Here is a 17,372-nt window from a genome sequence, read left to right as displayed (position 1 = left end):
CGGCTCACGTGACCTCGATGATGGTCTTGTCGAGATAGTCGATCTCATCAGGTTCGACGGCGAGGCTGGATTGCCATACCACGATCACCCGCGAGTCCTCGGCGTCGACCACCACGCTGGCGATCTGCCCAACATGCTCCCGCGACCTGCGTCCGAATAGACTGCGGAATGTGAATACGTGGCCAGGGACCTCGAACGACATCGCGCCACTTGGGGTCATGTTGACCAATTCGATGCGCTCGCCGCCAATGAGCCACTGCCCCGGCGGGCGCTGATCTTGGGGGGAACATGACAAGCAGCGTGGGTCATAGTCGTCGGGCAGCAGCGGGCGCTTGGTTTGCTCCCAGTGTCGGCCGTAGGTCCCCGCGAGCTCGAGCCGTGGCGACCAATAGCTGGCCAGCGCACCGAAACCGGCGGGGCCGCTTCGTGCTGGGCTCCCGCCTGGGTATTCGATGCGGTGGGCCGGCTTGCCCCGCAGGGCTGCCAAGGAGCTGGCCTCGCCTCGGCCGATCGGGTTTTTGGGATCGAGTCGATGTCGCTTGGGGTCTGAATCTGTGGTATCCGAGCCGCCATACGCGAGTTCGTAGCGGAGCGGACACGACGTGAATTCGGCCGGGGCGCTGGTGGCCAACTGTACGACGCCGTCATAGCTGCGCTCGCCGAATACCGTGAGGACCTTCGCACGACCGTTGATCCGCAGCGCCACGGCGACCTCGCGTGCAGGCTTGCCGCCTGGCGTATGCGCGTTTGCGTTGAGGGTCACGTCGGTGCCGGGCTTTGCGGCGATGAGGTCTGCTTCGTAGCGGATACTGGAGGCGCCCGGCTCGCCGTAATACTCGGGTTCGTGCAGCGGCGGGATCTGGTCATCGGCCAAGACCAAGTCTCCCCGCGTGTTGACCGTGTACGTGGCTTTGACCGCGACGATCCAGTGGTGATGCCCGCTGATATCACGCACCCACGTTCGTTCGGCGGCAAAGGGGGTGCGGTTGTCGAGGGACCACATAGGTGTCACCGAAGCGGGAAGCCTCGTTGGCAATCGACGGGGCCGAGCGCGGACAAGCTGCGCAGCTGCCTGTACTGGACGCGACAAAGGCCGCGGGTGTTGATGAGGATGTTGGTGCTGCTGCGGATCGCTAGCTCGAGCGCCAGCGCATGCCGTCGACGCAGCGGTGCATGCCACAACGCGGCGACCAGCTCACCACGTCCGAGCGGGCGGCCGCCGAGATGGCGCAGCGTGGGATCGAGATGCCCGCGTCGCGCCTGCCACCATGCGATGATCGGGTCGGGGTCGGGGAGCGGCAGGCTGTCCTCGATCGGAGGGACGAGATCAGCCGTCGGGTCGTCGGCTTCGAGCGGGGGGAGTCCTTCGGGGGCCGGAGGGTCGTCTCGCCAGAATCGAGCCTCGTCCGTGGGGAGTCCGGCGATGGCACATACAACTTCGCCAGCGAGGCGTGCGTATTCTTCGTTGGCGAGCAGGTTCATGCAGCGATCGACAGCGGAGGTTCGTCCGCCAAAGCTCAACGCCCACAGCGCCTCCGCGCGGTGGCGCGGGTCGTCCACCAAAGCGGCGACTCGCTCATGCACGTCGGCGTCGCCGAGCATCGAAACCCACGTCAGCGCCGCGCGGCGAAATGGGGACTCGCCGGGATGGAACGCCCAGTACAGCGCAGATTCCCAGGCACCGGGCACGCCGCGGATCAAGGCGGTCTCGAGGGTCATCCGTCGAAGCGCTGGATCTTCGGATCGCGCCAGGCGGTCTAAATCCGTGAATGACTCTTCGGCTGCGGCGAATCGCGCGAGTGCGGCAGCCGCCCGTGCGGTTGGGAGATGGTCGCTGGTGAGATATGTAGCAAGCCACCGACCAGGAACATGCTGGCGACCGGCGAGCGTCTCCAGACGAGCGGCCACACCGGGTGCAGGTGCGTCAGCGAGGCCGCGGATGAGCCAATCGTCAATCCCCACGCGGTCGCTGAGCTGCAGCGCTCGGACAACGCCTCTTCGGCGATCCTCATCTGCGTCTGCATCATCGACGACGGCGAGCACCCGTGCACACGCGATTTGATCGGACTCGGCGAGCATCGCCATCGCAGCAGCGACGACCTTCTCGTACGCAACACCCTCGCGCTCGATCGTGGGCAGGAGCACCCGCTGTGCGGCAGCAGGCCCGGCAATCACCAGGGCGTCGACGTGCGCGAGCAGGCGCTGTTCGGGGCCCACGCTGAGCTCTTCGAGTGTGTATTGAGGCGCGTCGAGGGCCGCCTCGTGGACCTCGATCAAGAACTCGGCCTCGTGCAGGTGTTCCTGCTCGATCTCCCACAACAGCTTCTCTTCAGCGATCAGCATTTTGGTGGTGATGTTTGAGTTGAGCTCGAGGACTGCGCTTGGGTTCACGATCTTCGGGGCTACTGCGGAGCTTGTCAACCACTTACGCAGGCTCGCCGCTCCACAGGAAGCTGAACATGGCAGGTCCGGGGCCGAAGTGTGCGTGTTACAAACACAACGGGATGCGGTCGAGCTCACCCGACGCGCGGCCGGGACCAGTGCCGAGCGGGCCACCGCGTCCAGCTGCCACGCCAGAGCCGAAAGACTCGAACCCTAACGGTCGTCTCCTCAGCGCGGGCGAGCTGCCGCCCGAGCTCCAAGCGGTGCTCAACGAGCAGTTCCCAGGATTCGTAGCCGCCCGACGACGCGGTCGATAACGCGATGACTCAAGAGGACGTAGTCGTGGTCGCGGTCGAGAGCGAGAACGAGCCGGTCGCCAACTACACGCAGACCCGGCAAGAGCTGATTTCGGCGAAGGTGCTGAGCGTCGAGAAGACAGTGGTCCGTGCCCGGATCGTCGGGCCGGTTGCCTACGCCGAGCACCATGGCGCCCACGAGGGGCACGGGTTTCGGGTTAGCGATCTACTCGAGGTGCCGCGGTCGAGGATTTGCTCGCGGCTCGGTCGGCCGAGCCGAAGAAGACGGGGTACGGGGGCGAGGGCAAGGCCGAGCAGACCTTCGATCCGAGCAACTTGACCAAAGAGACCTATCAGGTGCGAACGGCGACGCCCTACGATCTGGTCTTGCCGTACTGGATGGCCGAACTCGAGTTGTACGTGGACCGCGAGATGGTCAAGGTCGGCGAGAGCGGGTTGCTCGAGCAGATCATGTTCGGCGAAGACAGCATGCGTGGTTTGGTGACCGTGCGCGCGCTCGATAATGATCCCAAGGAGGGCAAGATCTGTGTCGCTTGTTAGGGCTTCAGCATCGCTCCGTGACTAACGGCCGACCGGCGTCCTCGAAATGCGGAATTGCTACTATCTTTTGGTCACCGCAATGACAGAGCACTCGTGACCGCACCAGATGTCGTTCAATTCGTTTGTCTCACCCAAGATCCCAAGACGGTCGTTGAAGCCCTGGTGACTGCTCGGCCCCATGAATTCGCTCGCCTCGGCGAGACACCGAAGACTCTGCGAAGCGCTCGGTGCAAGTGACCCTTCCGTGATGACGCCGGCGCCCCGTCACTTTCACTCGTTCTGTTTGGAGGAAGCACTCACCAGCGAACTTTCCACATTCCGCCGCCGGTGCACGACCCACAGTGCCGAATCATTGCCCAATTGCGTCGGCCCACATACCGCTCAATCCCCTTTTTGGCCTTGTCGGCCTTATTCGCTGCCTGCCAGGCCGAGTGACCGCATGCACTCGTCTCGACCATTTTGTCGAGTTTGCGAGTATATCCAACTTTTTTGTAGTATCGAATATCTCCTGGCTTCGGTCCCGAATCGGCGTCAGGCGGCTCCGGTTCGATTGCCTGATCCCCCGGCGACTCAGCTCCGAGTCGGGCTTCCGCGTTCTGTAATGCGTCGCATAGCCGTGCGTTCTCCTCCTCCAAATCTTCCTTTTCCCGTCGAAGCTCCTCGTTCTCGCGCGAATACGTCTCGGCAAAGTCCTCCCACTCCGCGGAGGACTTCAGCTGTGCCTGGAGGTTCTGCATTCGTGCGCGATCGGCTTCGCGCCGGATGTCATCGATCTCCGGTGGTCGCACGGCGCTGCGGCCGGATATCCGCATGATCTGGTTGCGGAGTTGCGCCTCAAACCGATCTGCCGTGGCCGCACTATCGAGCAACCGCCTCACAGGCCAAAAAGGGTGTCGGTTCACATCATAGCGCGGCCAGTACACTCGCACCGCCCCCCAATAACACGAGTTTTCCTTCCCCAAGACGTCAGTCAAACCCCATGATGCCCCATCATCCACCACCGTTACGTTCGCCAACCCCATTAACGCCCGGCCAAGTTCTCGGTCGAGTTTGGGAAGCGACAACTCCCCCTCATCCTCTGAGATGACGATTAGCGGCAGGGTTCGATTGGCGAAGCGGATCTCTTCGGCAAAATGACGTCCTGCCTCGCGCCCTTCGACGCGGTTCATACCCCGGATCTTGGTCGCGCCATGGTACCAGGCGCCGTGCATGTCCAGAATCCAACGTACCGGCCGCGGACACTTCGCGTCAGTCGGTACCGGCGTCACCGCGCTGGAACTCAACCCGCTTGCCAGGGTCGCGTATACGATCACCGATCGACCCGTGTCTGTAACGGAAACGGACGTCTCGAAGCGACGTCCTCGGCTGAGATCCTCAACGAGACGCAACATCTGCCAGGAACGCTCTCCGTGTCCCGCCCGCTGCCATCCGAAGTAGCCCGAGTCACCGCTGCGCTCAGACTTGAACTCCCCTTGGCTTGCCTCAGGGTCGTCTGCCCTCTTCTGCTTCAACCATTTCCTCAGTAGGCCAACAACCGCCTCGATCTCGACCGCCCGAGCAGCGGCATCATCGCTGACGTCATGTTCCAACCGATAGGCAGCGAGCTTCTCCATCGCCCGGAAGATTAGCATCGACCAGACGCGCGGTCTAGTCTAGTCGATCCTACCATAGACACCAACAGCCCGTTCCTGCGCCGATCCCGGAACCGACATATGCACAACGCGAGCGATGACAGATCGATGACAAATTGACGTCGAACAGATGTCCGCGAGATGCTCGATGACCTGCATGAGCGCGGTCTCGCCGAGTTCGCTGCCGATTCCTACGCCCCGTGGGACCTGCATGACGTGGTGCGGATGTTCGTACTCGAGCAGCCCGACCGGCAGGACTTCGAGGCGGCGCACACGGGCTGGGTGCGGACCCTCTTCGAGCAACTTGGAGGGGGCCGCCTGGGAGGGCTTCTCGACGAGGCCCGACGAGCCCTCGAGCGACTGATCGACGGACCACTCGATGAGTTGGATACCATTTTCCGGCGATTCGCAGACCAAGTGGGTTGCGTTCCAGCGACGGTCTGGCACGGTTGGGCTTCGATGAGCAACCCCTACAACGTCAAAGTTACATCTCCCTCATCCGCCCACGGTGGAGGACCGAGAGCCAGCCGAGGGCCTCGACGACGTCGAGAGGATGTAACCACATGACCATGCAACATCGACATCGCTACCCACGTGTGATGCTCATCGCAACCGCGCTCGTGATCATGAGTGCCTGCGACAACGAACCCGAGGCCGAGAGCGGGGAGAGTACGGAGAGTGGAGACCCGGGGCCAACCGCCGAGGCGTGTCTCGCCGAGCCGGATGTCACGAGCTGCGAGGCGCTCGGATGCCGCTGGCACGACACCCTGGCGATCGACGCCAACGCGTGTACGACCAGTGCCGGCAGCGGACGCTGCTTCGCGCTCGAAGGACAGCCGGTCGGCCAGGCCTCCGAGCCCCACGCCTACTACCGCACCGAAGTAGGTCAGCTGGAGTTCATGATCTACCCCTACGACTGCGCGACCCCGCAGGGATGGACGGAGTGCGCGACAGAAGGTGATGTCCCGCCGGAGTGCGCCTGCCTGTGCGCGATGACGGTCAGCGGCGACCCGGTTCTCTGCGGCGACAGTCCGCTCTGTGACTGACGGCGAATGCTCGACACCCGCCAGCGTCATGCGGCGCTGCTATCCCTGTAGGTGGTCCCGCGAGTCTGAAAAGCCCTCTGCCCCCGCTGACACACGTGCGAGGCCTGCCCCAGCTCCCCACGGTTTGCCACGCACGTCCTAATCTACATACGGCCCGCGCTGGTTGATCGGCTCCCCATGCGGCTTGCCAGACAACCACAGCACACGACTACGCCGCACACCACCAATCGTCACCACCCCCGAAGTAGGCAACACCGCCTCCCCCGCACCAACCCGCTCACCCAGCAGCGAGACCTCCCCCTCGAGCACATAAATCAACGCATTACGCCCCACCAACACCTCATGCTCGAAGCTCGCGTCCGCGAACAGCTCGAGGTCGAAGTACTCCACCTCCGTCTGCAGCACCACAGGCGAGCGTGGCCCCACCACCTCCCGCAACACATGCCCCTCCCCGTTGAACACAGGCATATCCGCCCCAGCGATGCCCGCGTAGCTCGGCGCCATCTGCTTGAGCCGCCGTGGGAGGTTCACCCACAGCTGCAGCCCACGGTTGGCCCCATCGGTGCCGGGCATCTCCGAATGCCGCGCTCCGCTACCGCTCGAGAACCGCTGGGTCCCGCCCGGCCCAATCACCGAGTCGTTGCCCATCGAGTCGCGGTGGTGAAACGCGCCCTCGATCATGTAGGTGAACGCCTCGAACCCACGGTGCGGATGATCAGGAAAGCCGGCGGGTCGGCGCACGTCGAAGTCATCGAGCACGACGAAGGGATCGAGGTGCCGCAGATCCGGCCCGGGAAACACCCGCTGCACGGTCGCGCCGGCCCCGTCGATCGCGGGATGTGCGACGATCCGCTGCAGCACCCGCGCCGGCGCCCGAGCACCCGCAGCGGCGGCCTGCTGCTGGCCCGCGGCACCGCTGGGCGGCTGCACACACCCGATCGCCTGGCTGACAGGCCCAATCGCACCAAGCGCCAGCGCGCCTTCGAGGATCTCCCGACGTCGCATGCAGCCCCACGATAGAGCACTCCGGGTGTCCGCATCTCGCGCGTGGGAACAAAATTTTCTCTCGTGCGTCTTGGGCCGGCACGTGGGACGACGCGCACAACCGCAAGGGCGAATCCCCCTCCCTCCGGTGGAGATCGTCGAACTGATCGACGGGGCCCCTGCAACCCCAGAGCCAGCCAAGCTTCGTGAGCGAAGTGGCTGGCTCTTTCGCGTTCTGGGCGGCCAGAACCGCGCGAGCCGGTTCGTGCTCGACCCCAAGACCACGCCGCCAGAGATCCTGGGCGGCCGCGAGGACTTCGCGCTGCTCGAGATCGACGCGACCGGCCGGCCGATCTTGCGGGTCCTGCCCGGCATGGTGGGCGAGCTGCGCATCGGCGTCAGCCGCATGACCGTCGCCCACATGCTGGTCGACCCCGCCCTCGAGGACCGCCAAGTGGGCGGCGCCCGCCTACCCCTACCCTACGGGGCCCGCATCCGCATCATCATTGGAGCGCGAACCTTCGTCGCCCGGATCGGCGGCCCGCCGCTGATGCACACAATGCATGGCGCCCCCGCGAGCTCGGTTCCGCAGCTCGCCCGCTCCTGAGTTTACAGGCTACAGACCAGCACCGGACCAACACAGCCGCTCGGCCTCGCGCCGGGCGGCTGTTTTTTTGGGTACCCTCCCCTCGCACCGGACGTCGCGCCGGTCCTCGCTTCATGATCATCATCACTGGCACCAAGCGCTCCGGCACCTCGATGTGGATGCAGATCCTGATCGCGGCCGGGTTCCCGCCCTTCGGCGAGGCGTTCCCCGCCAACTGGGGCGAGACGATCCGCGACGCCAACCCCTCGGGCTTCTACGAGTCGCTGCTGCGTCAGGGCATCTACTGGCGGACCAACCCGCACCCGCGCACGGGCGCGTATTTCTTCCCGGAGCAGGTCACCCGCCACGTGGTCAAGGTGTTCATCCCCGGGCTGGTCCGCAGCGATCGCGCGTATATCAGCAAGGTCGTCGCCACGGTCCGCGAGTGGCGGGAGTACGAGAGCTCGCTGACGCGCCTGTACAACATGGAGGACCAGTCCCGGCGCGAGCGGGCCCCCAACTCGCCCGACCCGGTGCGCTTCTCTCCGGTGCTCGAGTGGTGGAGTGAGAATTTCGCGTTGGTCCGCGACATTGCGATCCGTCGGTTCCCAGTTCACGTCCAAAGCTACGACGGCTTGCTCTCGGATCCCGAAGCGGTGATCCGCAAGACCCTGGCGTGGATCGGCGATCCCGAGATCGACGCCGACAAGGCCGTGGCCGCCGTCGAGCCGCGCAACCGAACCCAGACCCGGCCAACCTCCGACAGCATCGAGCCCGAGTTCGCGGACCTGTTTGACGAGCTGTACAACACAATCCACGAGAGCAAGGGGCTCGAGCACAGCTTCATCCGCAAGCTCAACGAGGCCAATCAAAAGCTGGTGCCGCGGATCCAAGCGGCGCAGCAGGCCGTGCAGGCAGATCAGGTCGCGCGTCGCCAGCGACGGGCCGCGGCGAGTAAAGATGGGGCTGACGCGGGTGCCCAAGCCGAGCTTGGCCCGGGCTCCGAGGGCGGCCTGCCGCCGGGCTCAATGGGCTGGGACGGGACCTGAGCCCGCTGCAACCCGGGCGCGGAGCTCCGTGAGCGTCGCGGCGTCGTAGCCGTCGTGAACGTCGACGATCACCCCGGCCGGATCGACAACGAAGGTGGTTGGCATCTTCGGCGGCGCCCAGCGGGCGGCGATCGAGTGATCGCTGTCGTGGATGATCGGAAACCCAACGCCAACGCGCTGCACGAACGCGCGAGCCTGCTCGGGATCCTCGTCCACGGACACACCAATGACGACGAGCCGATCCGCGTAGTCCCCCGCCAGCTCATCGAGGCCAGGCATCGCCTCCTGACACGGCTCGCACCACGAGGCCCAGAAGTCGATAATCACCATCTTGCCGGCCAACGCGGCCAGATCGACGGGTTGCCCGTTGACGTCGAAGCCGGCGAGCGCTGGCGCAGCTTGGCCTGTGGACATGGCAGGGCTCGACGTCGCGGCGCGCGGTCGTTCACAACCAACAGGCGCGAGCGCAAGGCAGACGAGCAGGGAGAGCGAGAGATGTGGGTGGCGAGCTTTCATCATGGGAACTCCTAGACGTCAGTGGATGTTGATCTGTAGGTTGAGGGTGCCTTCCCCAGCAAGGACCCGGTCGAGCCCGGGGAAGTCGTGATAGCCGTACACAATCGCCGCGGCGCGCAGGCCAACGCCAAGCTCGACCCGCCGCTTGGGGAACATGTGGGTCCAGCGAGCCAGCGCTGCGACCTCGTGATCGAACATGGGCGACAGCTCGCGATCACGGGTCACGAACCCGGTTGGAGGATCCGCCGAATAGGATGATTGATAGAACCACGCCTTCCCTTGAAGGTACGCGCGATAGTCGAGATCGAGCAACACCCCCGCGCGCGGGACAAACCGCAGATTACCGGTGAGCGTGTGCGACTGCAGTCGCCAAGTGTCAATATAGTAGCGATAGTCGACACCCAGCGACACCCACCGGGCCAGCGACTGCCGGGCGCGCGCGGCCACGGCGTAGCGAATGCGCCGACCCGGTACCACCTCGGGCACACACAGCGGGGCTTGACCGGCGCAGGTCACCGGCCCCCCAAGCCCAACCCAGCGATACGGGCTCGCGTGATAGCCCACGCTTGCGCGCTGCTCGGCCGCGATCTGTATCAGCGTGCCACGACCCAGCACCTGCGTGTAACCCAGCCACAGCGCGACGCTGCGGAGCGGGCGGACAAAGCCCGGATCCCCCGCGCGACCAACCCGATCGTCGCTCAGCGACGCGCGGCCCTCGAGCCGTACATTGCGGGCCAGCCCCTCCCACGCGGCACTCAGGCTCGGGCCGTGGGCAAGGTAGTCGGACTCGCGCGAGAACCGATACGCGCCCGCGAAGGTCCACGCGCCCCGCTCGTGATCAACCGCAACGCCAAGCTCGTTGCGAACCTCGGTCACCGAAGCCGACGCCGCCGTGCGAATGTCGACCGAAGCGCTGGTCCACACGTCGGCGGTGTGGGTGAAGTCGATCCCGGTCCGGCCAAAGTCCTGGCGAAAGCGCACCCGCGGGGCGACGACCGTGGTGCCATCACTGTCCGAACGGACATATAACGATGACGCGACATTGGATGACAACTGTGATGATTCTGACTCGGTCTTTGGATCGGAATCTGGTGATTCGCCGGGCGCAGCCGTGGAGATCGACTGTATGGATAAAATGGCACCCACGAACATCGCGAAGATCACGCGATTGCGCCGTACCACGCTGTCAAGCCAGGTCCCTCGCATCAGCCTCAGTGGCCTTATAGTATTAAAATTGATTGTTCATAATAAAATTATTTCGTGCTAATCCAGACACATGCGAAGCCTCGTTGCTGCGTCGCTGATCACGCTAGCCGTCGGCTGTATGCCAAGCGAGGCCGAGCTGCCTGCGCCCGACTTTGATGACTTCCGCGCGACCATCTACCCGCTGCTGCTCCGCGATTGTGGGCTGAGCCGCTGTCACGGGGACGCGGATCGCTTCTTCGCAGTCTGGGGCCCCGGTCGCCAGCGGCTCGCGCCCGAGTTTGACGAGCCCCTCGATCCACCCACCGAAGATGAGGTGTGGCTCAGCTACCAGCGAACCCGCGCGGCGCTGACCCACGATCGAGCGCCGGGCGGGCAACTCATCTCCAAACAGCTGCTCGACGCGCCGCTGCTGCGCAAGCCGCTAGAAGGTCACGACCACGCCGGGCAAGATCGCTGGGGGCACAACCTGTGGACCCGTGAAGATCCGCGCTGGCGCATGCTCGTCGTGTGGGCCGCTGGCGTTCCGCTCGAGGAGATCGGGTCATGAGCTCGCGCGCGATCGGTCTGGTGATCGGGCTGGCGATCAGTCTGGCCGTGGCGGTCGCGCCCGCGACCAGCCACGCCTACTCCAGCCCCAAGCTGTTCGCCGCGCCAGCCCACGAAGGCGGCGGCGCAGGCCGCTACTTCACGGGTTCGCGGTTAGACGGACTGAGCTGCGACGCTTGCCACGGCGGCGGCGAAGCGCTCGCGCTCGAGGTCTCGGGGCTGCCCAGCGCCGGCTGGGAGCCCGGTGTCACCTATGTCTTCGATGTCGCGTGGTCGCCAAGCGTCGAGCAGGCGGCGGTGCTCGCCGAGCTCAGCGACGCGTCCGGTGTTGCGATCGGTGAGCTCACGCTCGCGCCCAAGCAGCTGCTTGCCGCAGAGGATCACTGCACCAGCGGAACAGTTGCGGCGGCTGCGTTCGAGCCCGACGACGGGCGACAGGTGATCGCAATTGGCGACTGCGGTGCGCACCGCCTGCGCATGCAGTGGCGCGCGCCCGAAGACCCGGCGGCGGGGACCGTGTGGTTGCACCTCGCGGGTGTCCGGGGCGATGGCTCGGGCGACGCGACTGGCGACGGCCCGGTGCTGGACGTGCGGGCGCTCGAGCCGTTCGGCGCGACGGCGAGCGGGTGCCAGATCGGCAGGCTCGACGCTGGGAAGCTCGGGCTTGGCGGAGTGATCATGCTGCTGATAGCGATGGTGTGCGGCGCGGGCATGATCGCCGGTCGAAGGCGTCCGCGGGCCACGTTGGCCCTAACGCTCGGCGCCAGCCTGGTCTGCGCGAGCGGGTGCGCGAACGTGCAGCCATGGGAGCGCAGCCGCCTCGCGCAGCCCGACATGCTGATCGAGATCAACGATGATCTGCTGTCCGGAAGCGCACACGCGATCGAGTACCGCGAGGGCTCGGCGGGCGCCCTGGGTGGCGCAGGAGGTGGTTGTGGCTGCAACTGATCGAAACTTCAAGCGGCTCGCGCTCGCGCTCGCGCTCTCAAACGCGACAGCGTGCATGGACGAGGGTGGCCTGCACGTCGCCCAGCCCGATCCACCCAACCCGCCCGACGAGGCCGCGGGCGACTGGGGCTCGGACGGCGACGAGGCCCCCGCCGACGAAGGTCTCCCCCCGGGCCTCGACGAAGACGGCGGCCTCGACGATGGCAGCCTCGACGACGGCGGCGAGTCAGACGGCGGCGAGTCAGACGGCGGCGAGTCACAGGACGCGCTGGCCGTGTTCATCCAACCGGGCGCAACGTGGCGCTACACCAGCGGCGACCAGGCGGCGCTGAACTGGACGGCCGCGGACTACGACGACTCGGCCTGGGCCACCGGCCCCGCGCCGCTCGGCGACGGCTTCGAGGACGTGGCGACCTCGCTCCCGCCGGGGCCCAGCCAGCTGCGGTCCAGCTTCGACCTCACGGATCCAAGCGCGGTCGCGGGCCTGCTCTTGCGGCTGCGTCGCGACGACGGCGCGATCGTGTGGCTCAACGGCGGCGAGGTGTTCCGCACCAACATGCCCGCGACCGGCTCCGACTCGGGGCTCACGGCGCAGTCAAAGGCGATGGGCATCGACCCGCACCAGTACTACTGGGCGTTTCCCGATCCCGCGCTGCTGCTGGCGGGCACCAACGTGCTCGCCGTGTCGCTGCACCCCCACTCGAGCGACGATGATCTGATCCTCGACGCGATGTTGCGAGGCATCGACCCCGAGGTGCCCCCCGAGGCCCTGAGCTTTCGGGTCCGCACCCGCGGATACGACGGCAAGTACGGCCCCAAGCACGTCGGCGCGATCTGGCTCGAGGACGCCAACGGCTTCGTGCGGACCCTCGAGGTCTGGGGCGACACCCGCCGCGAGCACCTCGTCGCGTGGCGAGCCGCCAGCGATGACAACGACGTCGACGCGATCACCGGATCCACGCGCAAGCTCCACGGCACCCACCAGGTCACCTGGGACCTCGACCGGCTCGACGGCACCCCGGCCAGCCCGGGGCCCTACGCGATCCACGTCGAGTACACGGAGGCCAACTCCAACAAGAACGCGGCCGCGGGCCCGCAGATCAGCGTGCAGTTCGAGCTAGGCGCGGGGCCAAGCGTGGCGACATCGGCCACCAACGGCGACGCCGACAACTTCACCGAGCTGCTGCTCTACGCGCCGTGACCAGGCGCGGGCGGTTGGAGTCCAGCGCTCGGCACTGAAGTCAGTGCTACTGTCGAGAGCGCATGAGCCAACCCGAGGCGCCGCCAGACGAGGAGCTGCTGTCGCGTTGGCGCGCGGGCGACCAGGCGGCCGGGACAAGCTTGTTGCTGCGCCACCACGAGAGCGTCGCCCGCTTCTTCATGAGCAAGGTCGGCGCCGAAGGTGAAGACTTGGTCCAGGCCACCTTCCTTGGGCTGCTCGACGGCGGTCTGCAGCGGTTTCGCGACGACGCCAGCTTTCGTACCTTCTTGTTTGCGATCGCCCGCAAGAAGCTGCTGGAGCACCTGCGCAACACGATCCGCGATCGCGCCCGCTTCGATCCCCAGCACGCCACGATCGCGGGGCTCCACCGCACGGTCTCCTCGGTGCTCGACGCCCACGGCCAGAACAAGCTGCTGCTCGCCGCGCTCCGCCAGCTGCCGATCGACACCCAGCTGATGCTCGAGCTCCACTACTGGGAGGACATGCGGATCAACGACATCGCGCTCGTGATGGAGTTGCCGGCCAACACGGTCAAGACCCGCATGCACCGCGGCCGCGCGCGCCTGAACGAACACATGCGCGCGCTCGCAGACTCCCGCGAGCAGCTCGAGACCACGCTGCGCGGCCTCGACGGCTGGGCCAAGCAGCTGCGCCGCGAGCTCGACGAGTAGCTGGTTTCAAGCGGGCTCAGTCTTGCTGCAATGGTTGCCAGTGCAGACAGGTCGCCACACAGCGCAGGCCGGCGCGCTCGAGGTTGCGGCCGCTCCCGGATCCAACCTGCGTGTCGGCGACGATCCACGTCTTGCCGCGCGCCCGCGCAAGCTCGATCTGCGCGGCCAACAGCCGCCCATGCATGCCGCGGCCCTGGTGCGCGGGCAAGGTCAGGGCGTTGGCGTGGAACGCATGCGGGCCATCCAAGTACAAGCTGGCGCCCGCGACGGGCTGGCCGGCCTCGAGCACGGTCGCGCAGCACCAGTTGGGTCCCGCGTGTTGCCGGGCGAGCGCGCGTGCGCGGTCGGGGTCGCCCTCGTTCCACATCTGCGCGCCCAGCCGGCCGAAGTCATTGGGGTCGCGGCTAATCTCGAGCGGGGTGTTTGCGTGAGTGGGCGCGAGGCTGTCGAGCGAGGCGGCGAACAAAGCCTGGGCGTGAACGGGCTGGTAGCCAAGCAGGGTCAGCGCGCGGGCGGTGACCAAGAGCCCCTCGCCACACCAGGTCTCGAAGGTGGGCGCGAGCCCGTCGGCAAACCAATCGAGCAGCTCGCTCCAGCGTTGCAGCGCCTCGTCACCAAAGTCGTGCACGCAGCGGTAGCCACTCCAATCAAACGCGAACGCCCCACCGATCTCGACCCAGCGCCCAGCTACTGCATCCGTGCGCTCGCCCTCGATCCGCGACGCAAAGGCCCGAGCACGCAGCGCGAGCAGCTCGTGAACCCTGCGTGGATCGCCGTAGCCGATCGTGCTCAAGCGGCCGCTCCCCGACGCGCGCGGGGCCGTACGCTCGCTTGGATCCGATCGCTCGCGCCCCGCAGGCCGCGGAGCAGCTCGCTGACGCTGGTGCACTGATCCAGCTCCCGCGCGAGGCCGTTCATCAGCGCCCGCGCCCCGTCGGCGTCCGTGGGCAGCGAGGCCTCGTCGGCGAAGAACGTAGCGACCGAGATCGCCGGCTCGGGATCCGCGAGGCCCAGCTCGTGGCGGCGAAGGGCCATGTTCACGGAGCGCTCGCCAAGCAGCGCTTCAACCAATGGCTCGGGGTTGTACGGGCAGCCGACCACGCCCTGAAACCGGTCCAACAGATCGCGGCGCCACTGCTCGCGGTCGTGGATCCAGTGCGCGGGACCAAAGGTCTGCGCCAGGGCCTCCACGGTCGCGCGACAAAACGCCGCGGCGCTTGGGTGGACGCAGCGGGCGGCCATCTCCGACAGCCGCGAGCTCATGATCGCAACGCAGGCCGCCAGTGATGCGGCAGCGTCGATGACCTCGGCGCCAAACCATTGGTAGATCGGCCCGGCCGCGCTCGACAAACCTGCACCCTGCTTGTGGGGCGCCAGCGCAACCACCATTGGCTCGGCCAGAAATGTGGGGAGCTCGAGATCCAAGAAGCGACCGTCGAGCGTCGCGTTGTTGGTGAACGAACCCCAGTAGATCCCGGCCGTGAAGAACTCCCCAAAGTTGTTGCGGGTTCGGGCAACGGCAGCGTCCAAGCCAGCGGCGATCGCCGAGGGCGTGCAGGCGTCGGTGTCGATCGGCGCGCTGGGATCGCTAAAGTGCTGCAGCGCCAGCCCCATGCGAATGACCTCGTCGAGCTCGCCGTACGCGTGGGTCGCCAGCCATGAGAAATTCGACCACCGCGCAAAGTTGCCGGGCTTGAAGGTGAGCGCTTGCATGCAGGCATCGGCCGGCGCCAGCGCAACCCCAAGCTGCTTGGCGTGGGCCCGCAGCGCGCCCCCAAACTCGGTCGGCAACGGGCGAAGGGCAAGCCCCTCACAAGGCACCACCACGTGCCCAAGCCCGCGCGCCTGAAGGTAGCAAGTAACAAGGTACTCGCGGATCGCCCCGCTTGGGTACATGTGCCCGGAGCTGTGCAAGACATCGCTGGCGTCGGCCCAATTGGCGGCGAGCTGGGTCCGGCCCACGCCCTTGATGTACTTGCCTTCGTGAAACACCGCGCGCCCCGAGCCAAGCCGCCGCGCGACCGGATAGCGAGCGGGCAGCTGAAAGTCGGCGAACCCCACGGTCAGGTCCCCATCGTCGAATCCGGCCACACCAAACGGCTGCACCGCCCCTAGATCCGTACGCAGGCACCAGGGTTGGTGCGCCGCGTGGAGCGGCTCGAAGTCGGCGGCGGCCAGGGGAACGGGGGTCGCCCACGGACTGGCCGGGCGCCACTGCAGCGTGCTTGGGTCGTCGATGTTCATGACTGCGATCACTTGAGGAAGAACATGTCGAGCGGCTCGTGCTCGGACCGCTTGGCGCCCACGTAGGCGGGGAGCTGCTTGGCGGCCCAGGCGACCACGGCGTGGTCCTGGCTGTGGGCCAGCGCGCTGACGGCCGCGATCGCGTCCCGATCGCCGATCGGATAGCGACGACTTCGCAGCAGCTGCTCGCGCCACTGCGCACGCGAGGTCTCGAGCACGCCGCGGCGCTCGATCTCGACGTCGAGGTCCTCGAACCCGGCCAAGTTCGTGAAGCGAAAGTCGATCGGACCGCGCTGCGGCGCCCGCCAGGCCCGCTCGGGGTCCCAGTGCGCGGCGGGTGTGCATGCGTCCCCTTGCTTGACCTTTGCCCACAGCCGGGCGCCGAGTTCCTTTATGACGGCCTCACCCCAATCTGGGATCTCGATCGGGGCATCGAGCGCGCCAAGCTGATCAGGTTGGATACCCGCGAGGTGATTCAACCATTGCCTGGAATAGCGCCGCTGCGAGCCGCCATACAAGAGCTCATGACGAAGCCAGCCCAGCGTGACCGGGCTGCGCCGCAGCGCCTCACCGTCAAAACCCGGAAACGCCCCGGTACAATAAAACCGCGCGATCAACCCAAAGAAGTCTGGGGTCTGCGCGGTGAAGTCTTCGCAATAGCGCCGGTACTCAGGCTCGAGCGAGGTCTGGTACGACACCGTCAGGCGCGCAAACGCCGAGCCAATGTCCAGCTCGCGGCCAAGGTTGCGGCAGCAAAGATCCCAATAATCGAGGCCAACCGTCGCGACGGCCTCGGTCACGACCAGCACGAACGCGTGCTCCTCGAGCCGGGCCGGGTCCAGCTCGCCGTGGCCAAATTCTAGCTCGGGCCGCAGCTCCGCGATCGTGCGCGCCCCAAATACATGCAGGTAGTCGTGCAACAAGAACGCGAATTCCGGCAAGAATAGGTCATTCTCGTTGAGCACCCGCAGATCGATCGCCGGGTCGTCGAGCCACTGCCCAACCACAGAGTTGTCGGCAATATAGATCTCGCCCCGAAACGGGTTCCACCCGGCCGAAGTCTTGGAATTGCGCGCTTCGTACAGCCAATTCGCGTCAATTGCACGCCGCACGATCCGCGTGTGGGGATCCTCGAGAATGTGGCGCGTGGCGCTGAGCGACAAGAGCTGCTCGCCTGCTGACTGCGCCCCTTCTTCGGGGGAGCGCGCGCTTCGCAAGTCTCGAACTTCCAGCAGATCGTTCACTCGAGTCGTCCTCTATAATCGTGAGAAAAAGGACGGGGCCGACGAGATCGCCGGCCCCCATCCACTACTTGCTGAGAGCGGCCTGGCTGGCCTGCTTGCCGATCTCGCTGCTCTTGCAGGAGCCGTCCTCACAGTTGCGAGTGTACTCCTCGCGACCGCCGCCAAGCTCGGCGGCGCCACGGACTTGCTGGAGATCGGAGATGCGGAGTTCTTTGATGGTCTTCATGATGTTTTCTCTTT

The 17,372-nt window shown here is 66.2% G+C and carries 19 protein-coding genes; 8 read left to right on the top strand and 11 right to left on the bottom strand.

The features are described from left to right. Positions 1–4: 4 nt before the first annotated feature. Both DB30_RS01150 and DB30_RS01145 read right to left on the bottom strand, forming a co-directional pair. Entirely contained in the window at positions 5–955 is a 951-nt protein-coding gene (locus tag DB30_RS01150) for a DUF2169 family type VI secretion system accessory protein (protein WP_240480135.1), read from the bottom strand. A gap of 53 nt (positions 956–1,008) precedes the next feature. Continuing rightward, positions 1,009–2,391: a TIGR02270 family protein gene (locus tag DB30_RS01145; RefSeq protein ID WP_146657791.1), complete on the bottom strand. Its 1,383-nt coding sequence runs from the start codon at positions 2,389–2,391 to the stop codon at positions 1,009–1,011. A gap of 539 nt (positions 2,392–2,930) precedes the next feature. Between DB30_RS01145 and DB30_RS01140 the strand changes: the two genes are divergently transcribed. Then, a complete protein-coding gene (locus DB30_RS01140) occupies positions 2,931–3,239 on the top strand; it encodes a hypothetical protein (RefSeq protein WP_052546073.1) in 309 nt (102 codons plus the stop codon). 296 nt (positions 3,240–3,535) lie between these two features. Here DB30_RS01140 and DB30_RS01135 read toward each other — a convergent pair whose 3' ends face one another. Beyond that, the gene (locus DB30_RS01135) at positions 3,536–4,852 is read right to left on the bottom strand and encodes a coiled-coil domain-containing protein (RefSeq protein WP_146657790.1); all 1,317 of its coding nucleotides are present in this window, start codon (positions 4,850–4,852) and stop codon (positions 3,536–3,538) included. A 39-nt stretch (positions 4,853–4,891) separates the two neighbouring features. Next, positions 4,892–5,317 carry a hypothetical protein gene (locus DB30_RS01130; protein WP_146657789.1) on the bottom strand — a complete coding sequence of 142 codons (426 nt, stop codon included), beginning with the start codon at positions 5,315–5,317 and terminating at the stop codon, positions 4,892–4,894. A 152-nt stretch (positions 5,318–5,469) separates the two neighbouring features. Here DB30_RS01130 and DB30_RS01125 point away from each other — a divergent pair, with 152 nt between their 5' ends. Then, positions 5,470–5,916: a hypothetical protein gene (locus DB30_RS01125; RefSeq protein WP_165703579.1), complete on the top strand. Its 447-nt coding sequence runs from the start codon at positions 5,470–5,472 to the stop codon at positions 5,914–5,916. Between the two features lie 138 nt (positions 5,917–6,054). Here DB30_RS01125 and DB30_RS01120 read toward each other — a convergent pair whose 3' ends face one another. After that, positions 6,055–6,921 (bottom strand): pirin family protein, encoded by an 867-nt coding sequence (locus DB30_RS01120; protein ID WP_052546069.1) that lies wholly within the window; start codon positions 6,919–6,921, stop codon positions 6,055–6,057. A gap of 127 nt (positions 6,922–7,048) precedes the next feature. Here DB30_RS01120 and DB30_RS01115 point away from each other — a divergent pair, with 127 nt between their 5' ends. Further along, positions 7,049–7,507: a hypothetical protein gene (locus DB30_RS01115; RefSeq protein ID WP_052546068.1), complete on the top strand. Its 459-nt coding sequence runs from the start codon at positions 7,049–7,051 to the stop codon at positions 7,505–7,507. A 113-nt stretch (positions 7,508–7,620) separates the two neighbouring features. Further along, positions 7,621–8,535 carry a sulfotransferase family protein gene (locus DB30_RS01110; RefSeq protein ID WP_052546067.1) on the top strand — a complete coding sequence of 305 codons (915 nt, stop codon included), beginning with the start codon at positions 7,621–7,623 and terminating at the stop codon, positions 8,533–8,535. Here DB30_RS01110 and DB30_RS01105 read toward each other — a convergent pair. Together DB30_RS01105 and DB30_RS01100 are read right to left on the bottom strand one after the other, a co-directional pair. After that, positions 8,512–8,949 (bottom strand): TlpA family protein disulfide reductase, encoded by a 438-nt coding sequence (locus DB30_RS01105; RefSeq protein WP_052546066.1) that lies wholly within the window; start codon positions 8,947–8,949, stop codon positions 8,512–8,514. The genes DB30_RS01110 and DB30_RS01105 overlap by 24 nt on opposite strands. 120 nt (positions 8,950–9,069) lie before the next feature. Next, positions 9,070–10,032 (bottom strand): DUF3570 domain-containing protein, encoded by a 963-nt coding sequence (locus DB30_RS01100; RefSeq protein WP_052546065.1) that lies wholly within the window; start codon positions 10,030–10,032, stop codon positions 9,070–9,072. A 295-nt stretch (positions 10,033–10,327) separates the two neighbouring features. Here DB30_RS01100 and DB30_RS01095 point away from each other — a divergent pair, with 295 nt between their 5' ends. The 4 genes from DB30_RS01095 (at position 10,328) to DB30_RS01080 (ending at position 13,644) form a co-directional block, all read left to right on the top strand. Beyond that, the gene (locus DB30_RS01095; protein WP_146657783.1) at positions 10,328–10,804 is read left to right on the top strand and encodes a hypothetical protein; all 477 of its coding nucleotides are present in this window, start codon (positions 10,328–10,330) and stop codon (positions 10,802–10,804) included. Beyond that, positions 10,801–11,751, top strand: coding sequence for a DUF4266 domain-containing protein (locus DB30_RS41155; RefSeq protein WP_205632878.1), 951 nt, complete (start codon positions 10,801–10,803; stop codon positions 11,749–11,751). The genes DB30_RS01095 and DB30_RS41155 overlap by 4 nt, the downstream gene beginning before the upstream one ends. After that, on the top strand, positions 11,738–12,952 hold the full coding sequence (locus DB30_RS01085; RefSeq protein ID WP_146657782.1) for a DUF2271 domain-containing protein: 1,215 nt from the start codon (positions 11,738–11,740) through the stop codon (positions 12,950–12,952). The genes DB30_RS41155 and DB30_RS01085 overlap by 14 nt, the downstream gene beginning before the upstream one ends. Positions 12,953–13,014: 62 nt before the next feature. Next, positions 13,015–13,644 carry an RNA polymerase sigma factor gene (locus DB30_RS01080; RefSeq protein ID WP_052546062.1) on the top strand — a complete coding sequence of 210 codons (630 nt, stop codon included), beginning with the start codon at positions 13,015–13,017 and terminating at the stop codon, positions 13,642–13,644. Positions 13,645–13,660: 16 nt separating this feature from the next. Here DB30_RS01080 and DB30_RS01075 read toward each other — a convergent pair whose 3' ends face one another. From DB30_RS01075 to DB30_RS01060, 4 genes are all read right to left on the bottom strand, one after another. Then, complete coding sequence (locus tag DB30_RS01075; protein ID WP_052546061.1) at positions 13,661–14,437, bottom strand: GNAT family N-acetyltransferase; 777 nt, start codon at positions 14,435–14,437, stop codon at positions 13,661–13,663. Continuing rightward, complete coding sequence (locus DB30_RS01070) at positions 14,434–15,888, bottom strand: hypothetical protein (protein ID WP_052546060.1); 1,455 nt, start codon at positions 15,886–15,888, stop codon at positions 14,434–14,436. Before DB30_RS01070 ends, DB30_RS01075 begins: the two co-directional genes overlap by 4 nt. 8 nt (positions 15,889–15,896) lie before the next feature. After that, positions 15,897–17,132: a hypothetical protein gene (locus DB30_RS01065; RefSeq protein ID WP_052546059.1), complete on the bottom strand. Its 1,236-nt coding sequence runs from the start codon at positions 17,130–17,132 to the stop codon at positions 15,897–15,899. 64 nt (positions 17,133–17,196) lie between these two features. After that, positions 17,197–17,358 carry a hypothetical protein gene (locus DB30_RS01060; RefSeq protein WP_153258166.1) on the bottom strand — a complete coding sequence of 54 codons (162 nt, stop codon included), beginning with the start codon at positions 17,356–17,358 and terminating at the stop codon, positions 17,197–17,199. Positions 17,359–17,372 lie beyond the last annotated feature (14 nt).

It is taken from the genome of Enhygromyxa salina (assembly GCF_000737335.2).
Classification (GTDB): Bacteria; Myxococcota_A; Polyangia; order Nannocystales; family Nannocystaceae; genus Plesiocystis; species Plesiocystis salina_C.
Note: the sequence above shows the minus strand (reverse complement) of the source record. Positions and strands in the feature narration are given on the sequence as shown.

Excerpts from the sequence above, each read along its gene's own strand:
- DB30_RS01060 (WP_153258166.1), bottom strand. The coding sequence starts at position 17,358 with ATGAAGACCATCAAAGAACTCCGCATCTCCGATCTCCAGCAAGTCCGT.
- DB30_RS01095 (WP_146657783.1), top strand. The coding sequence starts at position 10,328 with ATGCGAAGCCTCGTTGCTGCGTCGCTGATCACGCTAGCCGTCGGCTGT.
- DB30_RS41155 (WP_205632878.1), top strand. The coding sequence starts at position 10,801 with ATGAGCTCGCGCGCGATCGGTCTGGTGATCGGGCTGGCGATCAGTCTG.
- DB30_RS01125 (WP_165703579.1), top strand. The coding sequence starts at position 5,470 with ATGCTCATCGCAACCGCGCTCGTGATCATGAGTGCCTGCGACAACGAA.
- DB30_RS01120 (WP_052546069.1), bottom strand. The coding sequence starts at position 6,921 with ATGCGACGTCGGGAGATCCTCGAAGGCGCGCTGGCGCTTGGTGCGATT.
- DB30_RS01110 (WP_052546067.1), top strand. The coding sequence starts at position 7,621 with ATGATCATCATCACTGGCACCAAGCGCTCCGGCACCTCGATGTGGATG.
- DB30_RS01105 (WP_052546066.1), bottom strand. The coding sequence starts at position 8,949 with ATGTCCACAGGCCAAGCTGCGCCAGCGCTCGCCGGCTTCGACGTCAAC.
- DB30_RS01080 (WP_052546062.1), top strand. The coding sequence starts at position 13,015 with ATGAGCCAACCCGAGGCGCCGCCAGACGAGGAGCTGCTGTCGCGTTGG.
- DB30_RS01070 (WP_052546060.1), bottom strand. The coding sequence starts at position 15,888 with ATGAACATCGACGACCCAAGCACGCTGCAGTGGCGCCCGGCCAGTCCG.
- DB30_RS01135 (WP_146657790.1), bottom strand. The coding sequence starts at position 4,852 with ATGGAGAAGCTCGCTGCCTATCGGTTGGAACATGACGTCAGCGATGAT.